Annotated in this window: 15 protein-coding genes; 13 read left to right on the top strand and 2 right to left on the bottom strand. The window is 52.4% G+C overall.

Annotated elements, in window-relative coordinates:
* Window positions 1-15 precede the first annotated feature (15 nt).
* Window positions 16-1,200 (bottom strand): 3-demethoxyubiquinol 3-hydroxylase, encoded by a 1,185-nt coding sequence (ubiF, locus tag GW590_RS05310; protein WP_169401967.1) that lies wholly within the window; start codon window positions 1,198-1,200, stop codon window positions 16-18.
* 372 nt (window positions 1,201-1,572) lie between these two features.
* On the opposite strand from ubiF, the gene miaB reads away from it, so the two are divergent.
* The 9 genes from miaB to GW590_RS05265 all read left to right on the top strand — a co-directional run bounded on the left by miaB (window position 1,573) and on the right by GW590_RS05265 (window position 11,391).
* The gene (miaB, locus tag GW590_RS05305) at window positions 1,573-2,997 is read left to right on the top strand and encodes a tRNA (N6-isopentenyl adenosine(37)-C2)-methylthiotransferase MiaB (RefSeq protein ID WP_169401966.1); all 1,425 of its coding nucleotides are present in this window, start codon (window positions 1,573-1,575) and stop codon (window positions 2,995-2,997) included.
* Between the two features lie 242 nt (window positions 2,998-3,239).
* A complete protein-coding gene (locus GW590_RS05300) occupies window positions 3,240-4,313 on the top strand; it encodes a PhoH family protein (RefSeq protein ID WP_328803044.1) in 1,074 nt (357 codons plus the stop codon).
* 11 nt (window positions 4,314-4,324) lie between these two features.
* Complete coding sequence (gene ybeY / locus GW590_RS05295; protein WP_169401964.1) at window positions 4,325-4,792, top strand: rRNA maturation RNase YbeY; 468 nt, start codon at window positions 4,325-4,327, stop codon at window positions 4,790-4,792.
* A gap of 150 nt (window positions 4,793-4,942) precedes the next feature.
* Window positions 4,943-5,821: a CNNM family magnesium/cobalt transport protein CorC gene (corC, locus tag GW590_RS05290; protein ID WP_169401963.1), complete on the top strand. Its 879-nt coding sequence runs from the start codon at window positions 4,943-4,945 to the stop codon at window positions 5,819-5,821.
* Between the two features lie 147 nt (window positions 5,822-5,968).
* The gene (gene lnt / locus GW590_RS05285) at window positions 5,969-7,501 is read left to right on the top strand and encodes an apolipoprotein N-acyltransferase (RefSeq protein ID WP_169401962.1); all 1,533 of its coding nucleotides are present in this window, start codon (window positions 5,969-5,971) and stop codon (window positions 7,499-7,501) included.
* A 591-nt stretch (window positions 7,502-8,092) separates the two neighbouring features.
* Window positions 8,093-8,989: an amino acid ABC transporter substrate-binding protein gene (locus GW590_RS05280; RefSeq protein WP_169401961.1), complete on the top strand. Its 897-nt coding sequence runs from the start codon at window positions 8,093-8,095 to the stop codon at window positions 8,987-8,989.
* Between the two features lie 258 nt (window positions 8,990-9,247).
* Window positions 9,248-9,988 carry an amino acid ABC transporter permease gene (locus GW590_RS05275; protein WP_169401960.1) on the top strand — a complete coding sequence of 247 codons (741 nt, stop codon included), beginning with the start codon at window positions 9,248-9,250 and terminating at the stop codon, window positions 9,986-9,988.
* 3 nt (window positions 9,989-9,991) lie between these two features.
* Window positions 9,992-10,669 (top strand): glutamate/aspartate ABC transporter permease GltK, encoded by a 678-nt coding sequence (gene gltK, locus GW590_RS05270; protein WP_169401959.1) that lies wholly within the window; start codon window positions 9,992-9,994, stop codon window positions 10,667-10,669.
* Complete coding sequence (locus tag GW590_RS05265) at window positions 10,666-11,391, top strand: amino acid ABC transporter ATP-binding protein (protein WP_169401958.1); 726 nt, start codon at window positions 10,666-10,668, stop codon at window positions 11,389-11,391. Before gltK ends, GW590_RS05265 begins: the two co-directional genes overlap by 4 nt.
* 66 nt (window positions 11,392-11,457) lie before the next feature.
* Here GW590_RS05265 and GW590_RS05260 read toward each other — a convergent pair whose 3' ends face one another.
* On the bottom strand, window positions 11,458-11,973 hold the full coding sequence (locus tag GW590_RS05260; protein WP_169401957.1) for a zinc ribbon-containing protein: 516 nt from the start codon (window positions 11,971-11,973) through the stop codon (window positions 11,458-11,460).
* A 281-nt stretch (window positions 11,974-12,254) separates the two neighbouring features.
* Here GW590_RS05260 and leuS point away from each other — a divergent pair, with 281 nt between their 5' ends.
* Genes leuS through nadD form a run of 4 tightly spaced genes read left to right on the top strand, consistent with a single transcriptional unit; the run spans window position 12,255 to window position 17,129 of the window.
* Window positions 12,255-14,837, top strand: a complete 2,583-nt coding sequence (leuS, locus tag GW590_RS05255; RefSeq protein ID WP_169401956.1) for a leucine--tRNA ligase — start codon at window positions 12,255-12,257, stop codon at window positions 14,835-14,837.
* A gap of 14 nt (window positions 14,838-14,851) precedes the next feature.
* Window positions 14,852-15,439 carry an LPS assembly lipoprotein LptE gene (lptE, locus tag GW590_RS05250; RefSeq protein WP_169401955.1) on the top strand — a complete coding sequence of 196 codons (588 nt, stop codon included), beginning with the start codon at window positions 14,852-14,854 and terminating at the stop codon, window positions 15,437-15,439.
* Window positions 15,436-16,479, top strand: coding sequence for a DNA polymerase III subunit delta (gene holA, locus GW590_RS05245; RefSeq protein WP_169401954.1), 1,044 nt, complete (start codon window positions 15,436-15,438; stop codon window positions 16,477-16,479). The genes lptE and holA overlap by 4 nt, the downstream gene beginning before the upstream one ends.
* Window positions 16,476-17,129, top strand: coding sequence for a nicotinate-nucleotide adenylyltransferase (gene nadD / locus GW590_RS05240; RefSeq protein ID WP_169401953.1), 654 nt, complete (start codon window positions 16,476-16,478; stop codon window positions 17,127-17,129). Before holA ends, nadD begins: the two co-directional genes overlap by 4 nt.
* Window positions 17,130-17,179 lie beyond the last annotated feature (50 nt).

The following is a 17,179-nucleotide window of genomic DNA, read 5'->3' as shown; positions in this document are numbered from 1 at the left end:
CAATTTTCTCCCTGCTTACAGCCCGAGGGCATATTCCAGCGCTTTCGACTTCAGCTTGCCGGCACGCTGTGCCGCCATTAACGCCAGATTACGCAGCACCCTCACCGGCGGCAGACTGTTGCTAAAGGCGGTATAAAACAGATCCATGCCACTTTGCATCATCAGGTTATCCAGGCGACGACGGCGTTGATAGGCAAGCAGCACCTCTTCGCTCCACCAGACTTGTCCGCTGTCTTTGGCTTGTGCCACCACATCCAGCAAGGCCTCAACGTCACGATAACCGAGATTCACCCCCTGCCCGGCCAGCGGATTGATGGTATGAGCCGCATCGCCCACTAGCACCAGACCCGGCAAAACGTAGCGCTGTGCATGGCGACGCACCAACGGGAAGGAACCTGCCGTCAGCGCCTTAACGCTGCCCAGCCTGGCCGGGAAGGCCTCAGTAATAGCCTGGGTTAGCTGTGGCATGGTCAGGGCTTGTAGCTGGCGGATACGCTGCGGACTGTCGTACCACACCAGCGAGGCGTGGTTGCCCCACAGCGGCAGAAAGGCGCGCGGTCCGGACGGGAAAAACTGTTGCCAGGTGACATCCCGATCTTTTGCTTCGGTTTCGACATTAATCAGCATACAACTTTGACGATATTGCCAACCGTCGATACCCATTCCCGCCTGCTGACGCACCAGTGAATGGGCACCGTCGGCCGCCACCACCAGTCTGGCCGTCAGACACTCACCGCCAATTAAGTGCAGCGACCAGCTCAGATCGGCATTTTGCCGCAACTGCTGCAATTTATGCGGGCAAAACAGCGTGACGTTCTCCAACTGCTGCAGTTGTTGCCATAGCGCCAGTTGCAGCAGCCGATTTTCCAGCATAAACCCCAGTTCGGGCAAGGCTAGCGCCTGGGCGTCAAAGACCACTTCCGACCCCGATAGCTCCCAGGTTTCCAGGCGACGATAAGGAGCAAAACGCATCTTCTCTACCCCCTGCCAGGCACCAAGCCTGGTTAGCAACCGCACCGAGGCGCAACCGATGGCCGAGATACGCAAATCGATGGCATCGTCAGCAGCAAAGGGAGCAGGAGCCTGATCTTCAATCACGGCAACGCGCAGCCCCTGACGGGCAAAACCCAGCGCCGTTGCCGCGCCTACCATGCCGCCGCCGACAACAATCACTGCAAATGACTTATCTTCTGTATTCATTGTTTTCTTCGTTTTTCATTGGGTAACAGGCGTCACCGGCCTGGCGTATTGGCCCGAATTGTAGCGGATTTCTCATGAGTTTTCCGAACCTGCGCAGGATGACCGTCCGCCGATCACCTGCCGCTGGCAGGCCAGACTCGGCAAGATGAACGCTATCGCATACTGGTCACTCAGCGCCTGAACGATTACAATACCGCACTTGAACCTCGCCGCGCAGTATCCGTAGTGCAACGCACCGGCTTTACTGTAGAGTCTATTCGCAACCGCAAATGTTTTCTAATAGGCTCTAAGGCGGTACCCACATCGCATTTACCCAAAATAAAATGCCGGGTATTTTCTTTAACGCTTTCACTTTTGAGTAATGGCAAGTCGATGAATAAAAAATTGCATATCAAAACCTGGGGCTGTCAGATGAATGAGTATGATTCATCCAAAATGGCAGACCTGCTCAGCAGCACACACGGTTTCGAACTAACTGAAAACGCGGAAGAAGCTGACGTTCTGCTGCTTAACACCTGTTCAATCCGTGAAAAGGCGCAGGAAAAGGTATTCCATCAACTCGGCCGCTGGAAAACGCTGAAAGAAGCCAATCCTGATTTGATTATTGGTGTGGGTGGCTGCGTCGCCTCGCAGGAAGGGAAAATGATCCGCCAGCGTGCGCATTATGTCGATCTGGTGTTTGGCCCGCAGACCCTGCATCGCCTGCCGGAAATGATCAACCATGTGCGTGGCACCAAAAGTCCTATCGTTGATGTCAGCTTCCCGGAAATCGAAAAATTCGACCGCTTGCCTGAGCCGCGCGCCGACGGTCCAACGGCCTTTGTCTCCATTATGGAAGGCTGTAACAAGTATTGCAGTTTCTGCGTGGTGCCTTATACCCGCGGTGAAGAAGTCAGTCGTCCCAGCGATGATATCCTGTTCGAAATTGCCCAACTGGCGGCACAGGGTGTGCGTGAAGTCAATCTGCTGGGTCAGAACGTCAATGCCTACCGCGCGCCGGGTTTTGATGGCGAAATGTGCAGCTTTGCCGAACTGCTGCGTCTGGTGGCTACCATTGACGGCATCGACCGTATTCGCTTTACCACCAGCCACCCGATTGAATTTACCGACGACATTATCGAAGTCTATAAAGATACGCCGGAGCTGGTCAGCTTCCTGCACCTGCCGGTCCAAAGCGGCTCTGACCGCATACTGACCATGATGAAACGCGCACATACCGCACTGGAATATAAAGCGATCATCCGCAAGGTCTATGCGGCACGTCCGGGCATTACCATCAGCTCTGACTTTATCGTCGGCTTCCCGGGTGAAACCGAACAGGATTTCGAGCAGACCATGAAGCTGATTGCCGATATCAACTTTGATATGAGCTACAGCTTTATCTACTCCGCCCGCCCAGGTACGCCAGCGGCAGATATGGTTGATGATGTCAGCGAACAAGAGAAGAAACAGCGTCTCGCACTGCTGCAACAACGTATCACCCAACAGGCGATGCGCATCAGCCGCGCCATGGTGGGCAGCGTGCAGCGTATTCTGGTGGAAGGCACCTCGCGCAAAGACATTATGGAACTGAGCGGTCGCACCGAAAACAACCGTGTCGTCAACTTTGAAGGTACGCCGGATATGGTGGGTAAATTTGTCGACGTAGAAATCGTCGACGTCTATACCAACTCGCTGCGAGGCGTAGTGGTGCGCACGGAAGATCAGATGGATCTGCGTCTGCACGAGTCTCCGGCGTCAATTATTGCCCGTACCCGCAAAGAGAATGAGTTGGGTGTCGGCATCTACCAGCCTTAAGATTTTCTAATGCAAGTAAATAACAGGGTGCTTCGGCGCCCTGTTTTGTTTTACCACTCAGGGCCACTGATGCAGGCTTCGGCACAGGTTTCAAAGGGTAATGAAAGATTCAGTTAGTGGTCTTTTATTTTTCGAGACAGGCCGCATATTATAAGTTAAAGCACAAAAGAACCCTGCTTGACGGGGGAATATTTCAGTGCTGGCATGTATGATTAGGTATCAGGCACATCAACAGGCCCAGAGTGGCCCAGAGGAATAGTTTGAACGTTGTAACACAAGAGATTTTGCTGGAGCCCGAAGATAATCAGCGTCTGTTGAGTCTGTGCGGGCCGTTTGATGACAATATCAAACAACTGGAACGTCGGTTGGGCATTGAGATCAATCGTCGTGATAACGCGTTTAAACTGGTCGGCAAAAGCCTGACTGTCGCTGCCGCGGCCGATATTTTACGCGACCTGTATGTTGATACCGCCCCGTTGCGCGGCGAAATTCAGGATATTTCCCCTGAAAGTATCCACCTGGCCATCAAAGAGAGCCGGGTATTGGAACAGACCGCCGAGAGCGTACCCGATTACGGCAAATCGGTGATTATCAAAACCAAACGCGGCATGGTTAAACCGCGCACGCCCAACCAGGCGCAGTATATTGCCAATATACTCGACCATGATATTACCTTTGGCATCGGCCCGGCCGGTACCGGTAAAACCTATCTCGCCGTGGCTGCTGCTGTCGATGCTCTCGAACGTCAGGAAGTGCGGCGCATTCTGCTGACCCGTCCGGCGGTAGAAGCCGGTGAAAAACTGGGCTTCCTGCCCGGCGATCTCAGCCAGAAAGTGGACCCCTATTTGCGTCCGCTGTACGACGCCCTGTTTGAAATGCTGGGCTTTGAAAAAGTCGAAAAGCTGATCGAACGCAACGTTATCGAAGTGGCACCGCTGGCCTATATGCGCGGACGCACGCTGAACGATGCCTTTATTATTCTCGATGAGAGCCAGAACACCTCCATCGAACAGATGAAAATGTTCCTGACCCGTATTGGCTTTAACTCCAAAGCGGTGATCACCGGCGATGTGACGCAAATCGACCTGCCTCGTCACCAAAAATCTGGCCTGCGCCACGCCATTGAAGTGCTGTCGTCAGTTGAAGAACTGAGCTTTAACTTTTTCCATAGCGAAGATGTGGTGCGTCATCCGGTGGTGGCCCGTATCGTTGTTGCTTATGAAGCCTGGGAAGAGCAAGATCAGCAGCGCCGCGACGACATTGCCCGCCAACGCGCGCACGAGTCAAATTCCATTAATTCACAGCATTCTGCATAACAGAGCAATACATGACCCAGGTTATTCTCGATTTACAAATTGCCAGCGAAAGCAGCGAAGGCTTGCCCGCAGAGAGCGATTTTCAGCATTGGCTGGAAGCGGTGCTTCCCCAGTTTCAGGAAGAGTCAGAAGTGACGGTGCGTATTGTTGATGAAGCGGAGAGCCAGCAGCTAAATATGACCTACCGCGGCAAAGACAAATCCACCAATGTGCTCTCTTTTCCTTTCGAAGCACCTCCGGGGATGGAGATGCCTCTGCTCGGCGATTTGGTCATTTGTCGCCAGGTAGTAGAGCGAGAAGCGCAGGAGCAACATAAGACACTGAATGCGCACTGGGCGCATATGGTTGTTCATGGCAGCCTGCATCTGCTAGGGTATGACCATATTGTTGATGAGGAAGCAGAAGAGATGGAAGCCATCGAGACCGAAATCATGCAAGGTCTTGGCCATCCGGACCCTTATCTGCTGCTGGACGACTAGCCACACAACAGAATTATTTCTATACCCAATGGATTTCAAGTTGCAGCCAACACCGCTGCAGCTTGAAAAACCAAGGGGATAATACCCGATGATATGTCCAGGTATGGACATAATCCCATTTACTAACAAGAGTATATCTAACCCGACGCCATGAGCGATGACCATCCACAAAATAGCGACAGCCCCAGTCCCAAGAAGGGCTTCTTTTCCCTTATTCTTAGCCAGTTGTTTCACGGTGAACCTAAAAACCGTAGCGATCTGGTTGAGCTGATCCGTGATTCCGAACAAAACGATCTGATCGACCCCGATACCCGTGACATGCTGGAAGGCGTGATGGATATTGCAGAACAGCGCGTGCGTGACATCATGATCCCTCGTTCACAAATGATTACCCTGAAACGTAATCAACCTATCGAAGAGTGCCTCGACGTCATTATCGAGTCTGCCCACTCTCGTTTTCCGGTGATAAGTGAGGATAAGGACCATATTGAAGGCATTTTGATGGCAAAGGATTTGTTGCCATTTATGCGTTCTGCATCAGAGCCGTTCAGCATTGATAAAGTGCTGAGGACCGCTGTGGTGGTACCGGAAAGCAAGCGCGTTGACCGCATGCTCAAGGAGTTCCGTTCACAGCGTTATCATATGGCTATTGTGGTTGATGAATTTGGTGGGGTCTCTGGTTTGGTGACCATCGAAGATATTCTTGAGCTGATCGTCGGCGAAATTGAAGACGAATATGATGACGAAGAAGATCTCGATATTCGTCAGCTTAGCCGTCATACCTATACCGTACGTGCCCTCGCCCCGATTGAAGATTTCAATGACGTGTTTAATACCAACTTTAGTGATGACGAAGTCGACACCATTGGTGGTCTGGTAATGCAATCATTTGGCCACCTCCCGGCACGTGGCGAAACTATCGAAATCGACGGTTACTTATTCAAAGTTGCGATGGCAGATAGTCGACGTATCATTCAGGTTCACGTAAAAATCCCGGACGACGCGCCGCAACCGAAACTGGAAGCTTAATTTATTCATGGCAATATCATTCTTGTACTCAGTAGAGTGCGATACACAGCAAGGCGGCACGAGCACGCATTTCCAGGCAATTGGCCCAGTCAGTGGCCGGGAAAGCCGGAAAAAAAGAGAACAATCAACACTGCCGTGGTTGGCAATATGATGGGTCTGTATCAACGCCAGTGGGTCAGAGCGCTGCTGGCGATTTTATTCGGCGCCTGCGGTACGCTCTCTTTTTCGCCCTATGACTTCTGGCCGGCGGCAATTGTTTCGCTGTTTGGCCTGCTGGCGGTAACCCTCGATCGACGACCAGGGCAAGCCTCACTGCTGGGCTTTTGCTGGGGCCTCGGCCTGTTTGGCAGCGGCGTCAACTGGGTCTATGTCAGTATTGCCACCTTTGGCGGCATGCCGGAAGCCATCAACCTGTTTTTGGTGGTGTTACTGGCCGCCTATCTGTCACTGTATACCATGCTGTTTGCCGGTGTGCTGGCCAAGCTGTGGCCAAAAACCACCTGGTGGCGTTTAGCGCTGGCAGCCCCGGCGCTGTGGCAGGTTACCGAGTTTTTACGTGGCTGGGTACTGACCGGCTTCCCGTGGTTGCAGTTTGGCTACAGCCAGATCAACGGTCCGCTAAAAGGCCTGGCCCCACTGGCGGGGGTCGAAAGTATTACCTTTGTGCTGATGTCGCTAAGCGGTCTGTTGGTGTACGCCCTTTACCAACGTCGCAAACTGCCGGCGGTGATTGCCCTGGCGATGCTGTTGCTGCCCTGGCCGCTGCGGCAAATACAGTGGTTTACTGTGCTGCCAGAAAAAAGCGTGGATGTCGCGATGGTGCAAGGGAATATTCCCCAATCCATGAAGTGGGATCCCAAGGCGCTGATTTCCACGCTGCAAGCCTATCTCGACGAAACTCGCCCTTATCTGGGTAAAGCACAACTGATTATCTGGCCAGAATCGGCAATCCCCGATATCGAATCCGATCAGCAAGAGTATCTGACCATGATCGACGATCTGGCCCGCTCTCATCATAGCAATCTGATCACCGGTATTGTCGATTTTCAACGCAGCGATAAGGGAAGCTATACCTATAACAGCGTGATCGCCCTCGGCGAACCAGAGCCTTACCGCTATCCTGACGCCAATCGCTACAATAAGTATCACCTGGTGCCTTTTGGCGAATTTGTGCCGCTGGAGAGCCTGCTGCGTCCGCTGGCACCGTTCTTTGACTTGCCAATGTCCTCCTTTAGCCGCGGCGACTATGTACAACCGCAGTTGCACGTCGGCGGCATCAATCTGACGACGGCAATTTGCTATGAAATCGTGCTTGGTGAGCAGGTACGGGAAAACTTCCATCCTGATACCCATTTCCTGCTGACCGTCTCTAATGATGCCTGGTTTGGTCATTCGATTGGTCCCTGGCAGCATTTCCAGATGGCGCGCATGCGGGCCGTCGAGCTGGGTCGTCCATTGCTGCGCAGCACCAATAACGGTGTCACTGCGGCAGTTGACGCCGAAGGTAACGTGATTGCCGAGATCCCGCAGTTCACCCGTCAGGTGCTGAACGTGCAGGTCACGCCAACGCAGGGCATTACGCCTTACGCGCGGGTCGGTTTCTGGCCGGTATGGATCCTGACGCTGTTGTGTGCCGCTGGCGCGCTGATTTGTGCACGACGTCAACGGTCACAGATCTAACTCAGCGATAAACCGCACTGAGGCAGGGGCATAACAATATGCCCCTGCCTGTTTACAGTGCAGACCCGGTAACCAGGCCGGTGTCAGCCACGTTTTCTCCTCTCCCCTTGCACTATAGCGTCGTTTTCGCCGGCAATTTCACCGCAGTTAATTCGCTTAAACGTCCTATCTGGCACGTAATTTGCTATATCTCTTTAAGAGATCGCTTATTTAAAACTTATTTTCGCTTACTGCATCGTTTTGACACATTTTGCGCAATAAGTAATCACCAAACAGGTGCAAGAGTCATTTATTGCTTGAATTTGGTGCGCGCTCAGTCTCAAAAAAGAAACATATTAATTTCACTCTCTTCACATTACGCTATCTTCTCAATGCAGAGTTCGTAATGTAGAGCAGCAGTGAGCAACATAGCGAAAGTCTGTACCGAGGTTATTGGTGTTGTTGCTGCGGGAAAAATGCCCCTATCAGTAATACTGGCCAAGAGGGTCAGTGGGAATGCACCGCGCCGCCGCAGGGCCAGGCCACGAGATATAACCCGGTTAATCTTTGATCCTTCACGAAGGATCCATTACTAAGCAAAGGAGTTGGACCATGCAAATGCGTAAACTGGTGTTGTCGGTCATGCTGGCAAGTATCGCCGCAACGAGCCTCGCCCATGCCGAAGACCTGACTGGTACGCTGAAAAAGATTAAAGATAACGGCGTGATCGTTGTCGGCCACCGTGAATCCTCAGTGCCTTTTTCTTATTACAACAATGAGCAAAAAGTGGTGGGCTATTCGCAGGACTTTTCCAATGCCATCGTTGATGCCATCAAGAAAAAGTTAAATGCGCCTAATCTCCAGGTCAAAATGCTGCCAATCACTGCGCAGAACCGTATTCCATTGCTGCAGAACGGCACTTTCGACTTTGAGTGCGGTTCCACTACCAATAACCTGGAACGTCAGCAACAGGCTGCTTTCTCGGATACCATTTTTGTTATCGGCACCCGTTTGCTGGTTAAAAAAGGGTCTGAAATCAAAGATTTCACCGATCTGAAAGGCAAAACTATCGTTGTCACCTCAGGGACTACCTCTGAAGTCCTGCTGCATAAGCTCAACGATGAGAAAAAACTGGATCTGAAAATCATCAGTGCCAAAGATCACGGCGACTCATTCCGTACGCTGGAAACCGGTCGCGCTGCGGCCTTTATGATGGATGATGCGCTGCTGGCCGGCGAACGTGCCAAAGCGAAGAACCCGGATGACTGGGTCATTCTCGGTACGCCGCAGTCGAAAGAAGCTTATGGCTGTATGCTGCGTAAAGACGATGCGCAATTCAAGAAACTGGTCGACGATACCGTGGCCCAGGCCGAAACCTCTGGTGAAGCCAGCAAGTGGTTTGATACCTGGTTTAAACAGCCTATTCCGCCAAAAAATCTGAATATGAACTTTGAACTGTCTGACGATATGAAAGCCTTGTTCAAAGCTCCAAACGATAAAGCGCTCTAAAAGTAACAACAATACCCCGGCAGCGGGGTACCTGGCAGCAAAGGTTCGACTACTGGCGGACAACGAATTCGCTTGAGTCGGTACCGCTCAGTTGCCACGGTGCCAAATGGCGGGGTATGTGATGGTGTCCTGACAGGGCAGACAGGCAGAATGCGGGGTGGTCGTTCCCCACCCCGCCATTCTTTTACGCTCAATAACACCCGACAGTTCACGTCATCACTCATGGGGTAAGTTCTTACCCAATTTACGGAGTTTGTTATGTCTACAAGTTGGAACTGGGGTATTTTCCTGCAACAAGCCCCATTCGGAAACACCACCTATCTCGGTTGGATCTGGTCGGGTTTTCAGGTCACGGTTGCACTCTCACTTTGCGCCTGGGTTATCGCCTTTTTCGTTGGCTCGCTGTTCGGTATTTTACGCACCGTGCCTAATCGTTTTATTGCCGCACTTGGTGCCTGTTACGTGGAGCTATTCCGTAACGTGCCGCTGATCGTGCAATTCTTTATTTGGTATCTGGTGGTCCCGGAATTACTGCCGGAAAAAATCGGTATGTGGTTCAAGCAGGGTCTGGATCCCAATGTGCAGTTCTTTATCTCATCGATGGTGTGTCTCGGCCTGTTTACCGCCGCACGCGTCTGTGAGCAAGTGCGCGCGGCAATTCAGTCGCTGCCGAGCGGGCAACGCGCCGCGGGTCTGGCAATGGGTCTTACCCTGCCGCAAACCTACCGCTATGTGCTGCTGCCCAATGCCTACCGCGTAATTGTGCCGCCTCTTACCTCGGAAATGCTTAATCTGGTAAAAAACTCGGCGATTGCCTCCACCATAGGTCTGGTGGATATGGCCGCGCAAGCGGGGAAATTACTCGATTATTCGGCTCACGCCTATGAGTCTTTTGCCGCCATTACGCTGGCCTATGTCCTCATCAACGCGGTCATTATGCTGATAATGCAGCAGGTCGAACGCAAGATCCGCCTGCCGGGCAATATGGGGAGTAAATAATTTATGTACCATTTCGACTGGAGTTCCGTGGTCCCCAGCCTGCCCTATCTGGTCAACGGCATGGTGATTACCCTGAAGATTACGGTGATTGCCATTGTCTTTGGCATCCTGTGGGGCACCCTGCTGGCGGTGATGCGTCTGTCGTCAATCAAGGCAGTCAGCTGGTTTGCCCGTATCTATGTCAACCTGTTCCGCGCCGTGCCGCTGGTGATGGTGCTGCTGTGGTTTTATCTGGTGGTGCCCAGCTTCCTGCAAAAAGTGCTCGGCCTGTCGCCAAAAAGCGATATTCGCCTGATTTCGGCGATGGTGGCCTTTGCCTTGTTTGAAGCGGCCTATTACTCGGAGATTATCCGCGCCGGTATTCAAAGCATCGCCCGCGGTCAGGCTTCTGCCGCGCTGGCGCTGGGCATGACCCATTGGCAATCCATGCAGTTGATCATTTTACCGCAGGCTTTCCGCGCCATGGTGCCTCTGCTGCTGACCCAGGCCATTGTGTTATTCCAGGATACCTCGCTGGTGTATGTTCTCAGCCTGGCTGACTTCTTCCGTACCGCGACCAATATTGGTGAGCGCGACGGCACACAGGTAGAAATGATCCTGTTTGCCGGTTTTGTCTATTTTGTTATCAGCATCTCTGCTTCTTTGCTGGTGAGCTTTTTGAAGAAAAGGACCCTTTCATGATTTCGCTGAAAAATGTCTCTAAATGGTACGGCCACTTCCAGGTACTGACTGAATGCAGTACCGAAGTCAAGAAAGGTGAAGTTGTGGTGGTCTGTGGTCCTTCCGGTTCTGGCAAGTCAACGCTGATTAAAACCGTTAACGGGCTGGAACCGATCCAGAAAGGCGAGATCCTGGTTAACGGTATTGCCGTTAATGATAAAAAAACCAATCTGGCGCAACTGCGGGCGAAAGTCGGCATGGTGTTCCAGCATTTCGAACTCTTCCCTCATCTGTCGATTGTCGACAACCTGACGCTGGCGCAGGTCAAAGTGCTAAAACGCGATAAAGCGGCGGCCAGAGAGAAGGGATTAAAATTGCTTGAGCGCGTTGGCCTGTCTGCCCATGCCAATAAATTTCCGGGACAGCTCTCAGGTGGACAGCAGCAGCGCGTTGCTATCGCCCGAGCACTGTGTATGGATCCTATTGCCATGCTATTTGACGAACCTACCTCGGCGCTCGATCCGGAAATGATCAATGAAGTACTGGACGTCATGGTGGAACTGGCCAACGAAGGCATGACCATGATGGTGGTAACCCACGAAATGGGCTTTGCCCGTAAAGTGGCTAACCGGGTGATCTTTATGGATGAAGGCAAGATTGTTGAAGATCGTAATAAAGACGATTTCTTTAATAACCCTGAATCTGAACGTGCCCGGGACTTCCTGGCGAAAATCCTGCACTAATCTGCCGGCAGTTGCCGCTGCGGCCAGACCGGCCACAGCGGCAATGATTGTCAGCAAAGTCTGCTATCAAGGTTCAAACGGTTGGCGAGAAAATTCATCGTTGCCGCATTTCGGACACTTGCTAAGCACTTCCGGCGTATAGACCGCCAGATGGAAATGGCACTTTTCACAGACCAGATTCCCCAAACCGACCACCTCACCGCTGTGATACACGCCATGATGGGTCACGTCTTTTAGTACTTCTTTCCATTCCAGTTGGGTTTTATCAGTAATATCGGCCAGTTCCTGCCACAGACTCTCCTTGATCACCCGCATAAAAACGCTGTCATCGTCATCGCTATCGTCAACCGGCGTCGCCACCCGGGTAGCCGGATGATGCTGGTCATAGAAATGGGCAAACTCCTGCAGGTCACGCCGTACCGAGTGCGTCAGTTGATCAATTTCGCTCTGTGCCAGCTTACCTTCGCGCTGTAAACGTTCCCGCGCCTCGCCCACCAATAACTCAATATCACGTTCACCTTCCCGCAGGCGTGACGTCAGTGTGGTCATCAGTTGGCGATAGTCGTGCTCTACATTGTTCATAGCTTCCCCTTGAGTGCGACTTTCCAGTCAGGTGTATCCTTCATCTGTATGCGATCATTTTAGTCGTGAATCGTCGATTGCGACGGATACAGACCACAGTTTGCACGTCGCATGAAAAATATTCGCCGTCTAAAGTGCATAAAAAGCCTCTCGCAGGTCGCTTGGTGTTGTTGCCCTTGCCGCTTATCAGCTATGCTATGCGGCTATGTTTGAAACTATTGTTATTAACGAAATAAGGCTACAGATGTAGCTGTTTTTCACTCACAGGACCATCGGCCGCCATGCAAGAGCAATACCGTCCAGAAGATATAGAGACTCAGGTTCAACTTCACTGGCAAGAGAAGCAAACCTTTAAAGTTACCGAACAGCCTGGCAAAGAGAAGTATTACTGCCTCTCCATGCTGCCTTACCCATCAGGCCGTCTGCATATGGGTCACGTGCGTAACTACACCATCGGCGACGTGATTTCCCGCTATCAGCGCATGCTCGGTAAAAACGTCCTGCAGCCGATCGGCTGGGATGCGTTTGGTTTGCCCGCAGAAGGCGCGGCCGTCAAAAACAATACGGCACCAGCTCCCTGGACTTACGAAAACATCGAATACATGAAAAACCAGCTTAAATTGCTGGGTTTTGGTTATGACTGGGATCGCGAACTCGCCACCTGCAAACCGGAATATTATCGCTGGGAACAGTGGTTCTTTACCCGTCTGTATGAAAAAGGTCTGGTTTACAAAAAGACCTCGGCGGTCAACTGGTGCCCTCATGACCAGACGGTACTGGCTAACGAGCAGGTTATTGATGGTTGCTGCTGGCGTTGTGATACCAAGGTGGAACGTAAAGAGATCCCACAGTGGTTTATCAAAATCACCGCCTATGCCGACCAACTGCTCAACGACCTCGATACGCTGGAAAGCTGGCCTGAGCAGGTCAAAACCATGCAGCGTAACTGGATTGGCCGCTCCGAAGGCGTAGAGATCACTTTTGACGTTGAAAACAGCGCCGAAAAGCTGACGGTCTACACCACTCGTCCCGATACCTTTATGGGCGCCACCTATGCCGCCGTGGCCGCTGGCCATCCGCTGTCACTGCAAGCCGCTGCTACCCAGCCTGCACTGGCCGCCTTTATCGACGAATGCCGTAATACCAAAGTGGCCGAAGCCGAAATGGCGACCATGGAGAAAAAAGGCATGGATACCGGCCTGTTTGCCGTGCATCCACTTACTGGTGAAAAAATTGCCATCTGGGTCGCCAACTTTGTGCTGATGGAATACGGCACCGGTGCGGTAATGGCCGTTCCGGGTCACGATGCCCGCGACTGGGAATTTGCCAACAAATACGCACTGCCAATCAAGGCCGTTATTCTTAATGCCGATGGCAGCGAGCCTGACGTGCAAGCGGCAGCGATGACCGAAAAAGGCGTGCTGTTCAACTCTGGCGAATTTAACGGACTGGACCACGAGCACGGCTTTAATGCCATTGCCGACAAGTTGGTCAGTCTGGGCGTTGGCGAGCGTAAAGTGAATTACCGCCTGCGCGACTGGGGTGTGTCACGTCAACGTTATTGGGGTGCGCCAATTCCGATGATCACCCTGGAAGACGGTACTGTGATACCGACGCCGGAAGATCAACTGCCGGTCGTGCTGCCGGAAGACGTAGTGATGGATGGTATCACCAGCCCAATCAAGGCCGATCCCGAGTGGGCAAAAACCACCGTTAACGGAATGCCGGGCCTGCGTGAAACCGACACCTTTGATACCTTTATGGAATCGTCCTGGTACTACGCCCGTTACACCTGCCCGGATTACGATAAAGGCATGCTGGATCCGGCGGCGGCCAACTACTGGTTGCCGGTTGACCAATATGTCGGCGGTATTGAACACGCCATCATGCACCTGATGTACTTCCGCTTCTTCCACAAGCTGATGCGTGATGCCGGTCTGGTCACCTCTGACGAACCCGCCAAACGCTTGTTGTGCCAGGGGATGGTGTTGGCTGATGCCTTCTACTACCTGGGTAATAGCGGTGAACGTATTTGGGTATCACCGGTTGATGCTACCCTGGAACGCGACGAAAAAGGCCGTATTGTCAAAGCTACCGATCCTCAGGGCCGTGAGCTGGTGTACGCGGGCATGAGCAAAATGTCCAAGTCCAAGAACAACGGTATCGACCCGCAGGTAATGGTTGAAAAATACGGTGCTGACACCGTCCGTCTGTTTATGATGTTCGCCTCACCGGCAGAAATGACCCTTGAGTGGCAGGAGTCTGGCGTAGAAGGGGCAAACCGCTTCCTGAAACGCGTATGGAAACTGGCCTTTGAACATTCACAAAAAGGCGCAACCACGGCACTGGACGTTGCCAGCCTGAGTGTCGAGCAAAAAGACCTGCGTCGCGATCTGCATAAAACCATTGCCAAGGTGACCGATGATATCGGCCGTCGTCAAACCTTTAACACCGCCATTGCGGCCATTATGGAATTGATGAACAAAATGGGCCGCGCGCCGCAAGACAGCGAACAGGATCGTGCGTTGATCCAGGAAGCCCTGTTGGCGGTAGTCCGTATGCTCTATCCGTTCACTCCACACGTCTGCTTTGCACTGTGGCAGACGCTGGGTGGTGAAGGTGATATCGATATCGCGCCATGGCCAGTCGCTGACGAAAAAGCTATGGTAGAAGACTCTAAACTGGTGGTTGTGCAGGTAAATGGTAAAGTACGAGCCAAGATAACCGTTGCCGCAGACGCGACAGAAGAGCAGGTTCGCGAATTGGCGGCACAAGAACATCTGGTCGCAAAATATCTGGATGGGGTTACCGTACGCAAAGTAATCTACGTCCCAGGCAAACTGCTTAACCTGGTAGTGGGTTGAGTCAAGGAGGAGTTGTGCGACATCGTATTTTGATGCTGTTGCTGGGTGCTGTCGTACTGGTGACCTCGGGCTGTGGATATCATCTTCGCGGCACCACTAACGTCCCGGTCGAGCTGAAAACCATTACGCTTAACAGCTACGATCCCTATGGTCCGCTCACCCGTGAGGTGCGTAATCAGTTAAAACTGAGTGATGTCACCGTGGTAGAGATGAATACCGCTCTGAATAGAAAACTGCCAGAGCTGCGTCTTGTTGGCGCAAGTCTGGGTCAATCTACGGTGTCTATCTTCCAGGACGGGAAAACCGCGGAATATCAGTTGGCGATGACGGTCTCTGCACAGGTGCTGATGCCGGGTAAAGATATTTACCCGCTAAGCGTGACGGTCTTCCGTTCTTTCTTTGATAACCCACTGGCAGCGCTGGCAAAAGACGCTGAACAGGAAATTATCCAGAAAGAGATGCGCGAACAGGCAGCCCAGCAATTGATTCGCAAACTGCTGACGGTTCACGCCGCAGAGCTTGTGAAGAAAGAGCAAGTGTCGGGTAAGCCTGAAATCATCAGCGTGGGAAAATCGACCCCGGTTAGTGATCCTGCGAAATGATCCGCATTTATGCTGAACAACTTGCCGCGCAGCTCCGAGAGGGGCTGCGCGCTTGTTATGTATTATGCGGTAACGATCCGCTACTGCTGCAAGAAAGCCAGGATGCCGTGCGTCAGGCCGCCAATGCGGCAGAATTTAATGAACACTTCAGTTTTATTCTTGATGCCCATACCGAATGGGATGCCATATTTAGCAGCTGTCAGGCGCTGAGTCTGTTTGCCAGTCGCCAGACGCTGACCTTAATGCTGCCGGAAAACGGCCCATCAGCCCCAATGGCTGAACAGCTCACGCTGCTGGTCAGTCTGCTGCATGATGACATTTTACTGATCCTGCGCGCCAACAAACTGACCAAAGGCCAGGAAAACAGCGCCTGGTTTAAAGCGCTCAGCGATCGCTGCGTGTTTGTCACCTGCCAGACGCCGGAACAGGCGCAATTGCCACGCTGGGTGGCCAAACGCGCCAAGGCGCTATCACTGGAACTGGATGATCCGGCCAATCAGCTGTTGTGCTACTGCTACGAAGGCAACTTGCTGGCGCTGTCGCAGTCGCTGGAAAGGCTTGCCCTGCTCTACCCGGATGCCAAACTGACGCTACCACGCGTGGAACAGGCAGTGTTTGATGCGGCACATTTTACCCCTTACCACTGGATTGACGCGCTGCTGGCCGGAAAAAGCAAACGCGCCTGGCATATTTTGCGTCAATTACAGCAAGAAGACAGCGAGCCGGTTATTTTATTGCGCACCGTACAGCGTGAACTGTTAATGCTGTTGAATTTACGACGCAAAATGGACCAGATGCCGCTGCGCAATCTGTTCGACCACTATAAAGTGTGGCAAAACCGCCGCACTCTGGTCACCCAGGCCCTGCAACGTTTATCGGTGCAACAGCTTAATCAGGCGGTGCAATTGCTGACGCAAATGGAGATCCGCCTGAAACAGGATTATGGTCAATCGGTCTGGCCTGAGCTGGAAAGTCTTTCCATGCTACTCTGCGGCAAAGCGCTGCCCGTCAGTTTTATTGATGCAGGCACCGGCCAATGAAGAGTGAAAACTCACTGATGGCGCTGTTTGGCGGCACCTTTGACCCTATCCATTACGGTCATTTACGCCCGGTAGAACAATTGACGCAGGAGATCTGCCTCGAAAAAGTGATACTTCTGCCCAATAATGTGCCGCCACACCGTGCGCAACCCGAGGCCAGCGCCGCGCAGCGTCTAAAAATGGTGCAGCTGGCGGTTGCAGGTAACTCATTGTTTTCAGTGGATGATCGTGAATTACAGCGCGATACGCCGTCCTACACCATTGAGACACTTGAAACGTTACGTAAAGAACGTGGCACTGACCATGCTTTGGCGTTTATCATTGGGCAAGATTCATTATTGACGCTTTACAAATGGCATCGCTGGCAGTCATTGCTCGATGTCTGCCATCTGGTGGTGTTGGCTCGTCCGGGATATCCCCGTCAACTGGCAACACCAGAATTACAGCGTTGGTATGATGCGCACACAATTGAAGATGCCAGTCGGCTCAGGCAATACCCTCAAGGCTTTATTTATCAAGCCAATACTCCACTGCTGGATATTTCTGCGACAGAAATCCGTCAGCGCCGTCATGAGGGCCGCGATTGCTCAGATTTACTTCCCTTCTCCGTTGAGCGCTATATCGAATCACAGGGGTTATACCGCGCATAGCCAACGCGTGTTATACTTCGCCGCTTAATTTTCGACTCCAGCTCACTCAC

This window comes from Rouxiella aceris (assembly GCF_012933545.1).
Lineage (GTDB): Bacteria > Pseudomonadota > Gammaproteobacteria > Enterobacterales > Enterobacteriaceae > Rouxiella > Rouxiella aceris.
The sequence above is the reverse complement of the archived record's forward strand: the minus strand, read 5'-3'. Positions and strand labels throughout refer to the sequence as shown.

Bases quoted from the DNA above. Each gene is read 5' to 3' on its own strand.
- ubiF (WP_169401967.1), bottom strand. From the start codon at position 1,200: ATGAATACAGAAGATAAGTCATTTGCAGTGATTGTTGTCGGCGGCGGC.
- miaB (WP_169401966.1), top strand. From the start codon at position 1,573: ATGAATAAAAAATTGCATATCAAAACCTGGGGCTGTCAGATGAATGAG.
- ybeY (WP_169401964.1), top strand. From the start codon at position 4,325: ATGACCCAGGTTATTCTCGATTTACAAATTGCCAGCGAAAGCAGCGAA.
- corC (WP_169401963.1), top strand. From the start codon at position 4,943: ATGAGCGATGACCATCCACAAAATAGCGACAGCCCCAGTCCCAAGAAG.
- lnt (WP_169401962.1), top strand. From the start codon at position 5,969: ATGATGGGTCTGTATCAACGCCAGTGGGTCAGAGCGCTGCTGGCGATT.
- GW590_RS05280 (WP_169401961.1), top strand. From the start codon at position 8,093: ATGCAAATGCGTAAACTGGTGTTGTCGGTCATGCTGGCAAGTATCGCC.
- GW590_RS05275 (WP_169401960.1), top strand. From the start codon at position 9,248: ATGTCTACAAGTTGGAACTGGGGTATTTTCCTGCAACAAGCCCCATTC.
- gltK (WP_169401959.1), top strand. From the start codon at position 9,992: ATGTACCATTTCGACTGGAGTTCCGTGGTCCCCAGCCTGCCCTATCTG.
- GW590_RS05265 (WP_169401958.1), top strand. From the start codon at position 10,666: ATGATTTCGCTGAAAAATGTCTCTAAATGGTACGGCCACTTCCAGGTA.
- GW590_RS05260 (WP_169401957.1), bottom strand. From the start codon at position 11,973: ATGAACAATGTAGAGCACGACTATCGCCAACTGATGACCACACTGACG.
- leuS (WP_169401956.1), top strand. From the start codon at position 12,255: ATGCAAGAGCAATACCGTCCAGAAGATATAGAGACTCAGGTTCAACTT.
- holA (WP_169401954.1), top strand. From the start codon at position 15,436: ATGATCCGCATTTATGCTGAACAACTTGCCGCGCAGCTCCGAGAGGGG.
- nadD (WP_169401953.1), top strand. From the start codon at position 16,476: ATGAAGAGTGAAAACTCACTGATGGCGCTGTTTGGCGGCACCTTTGAC.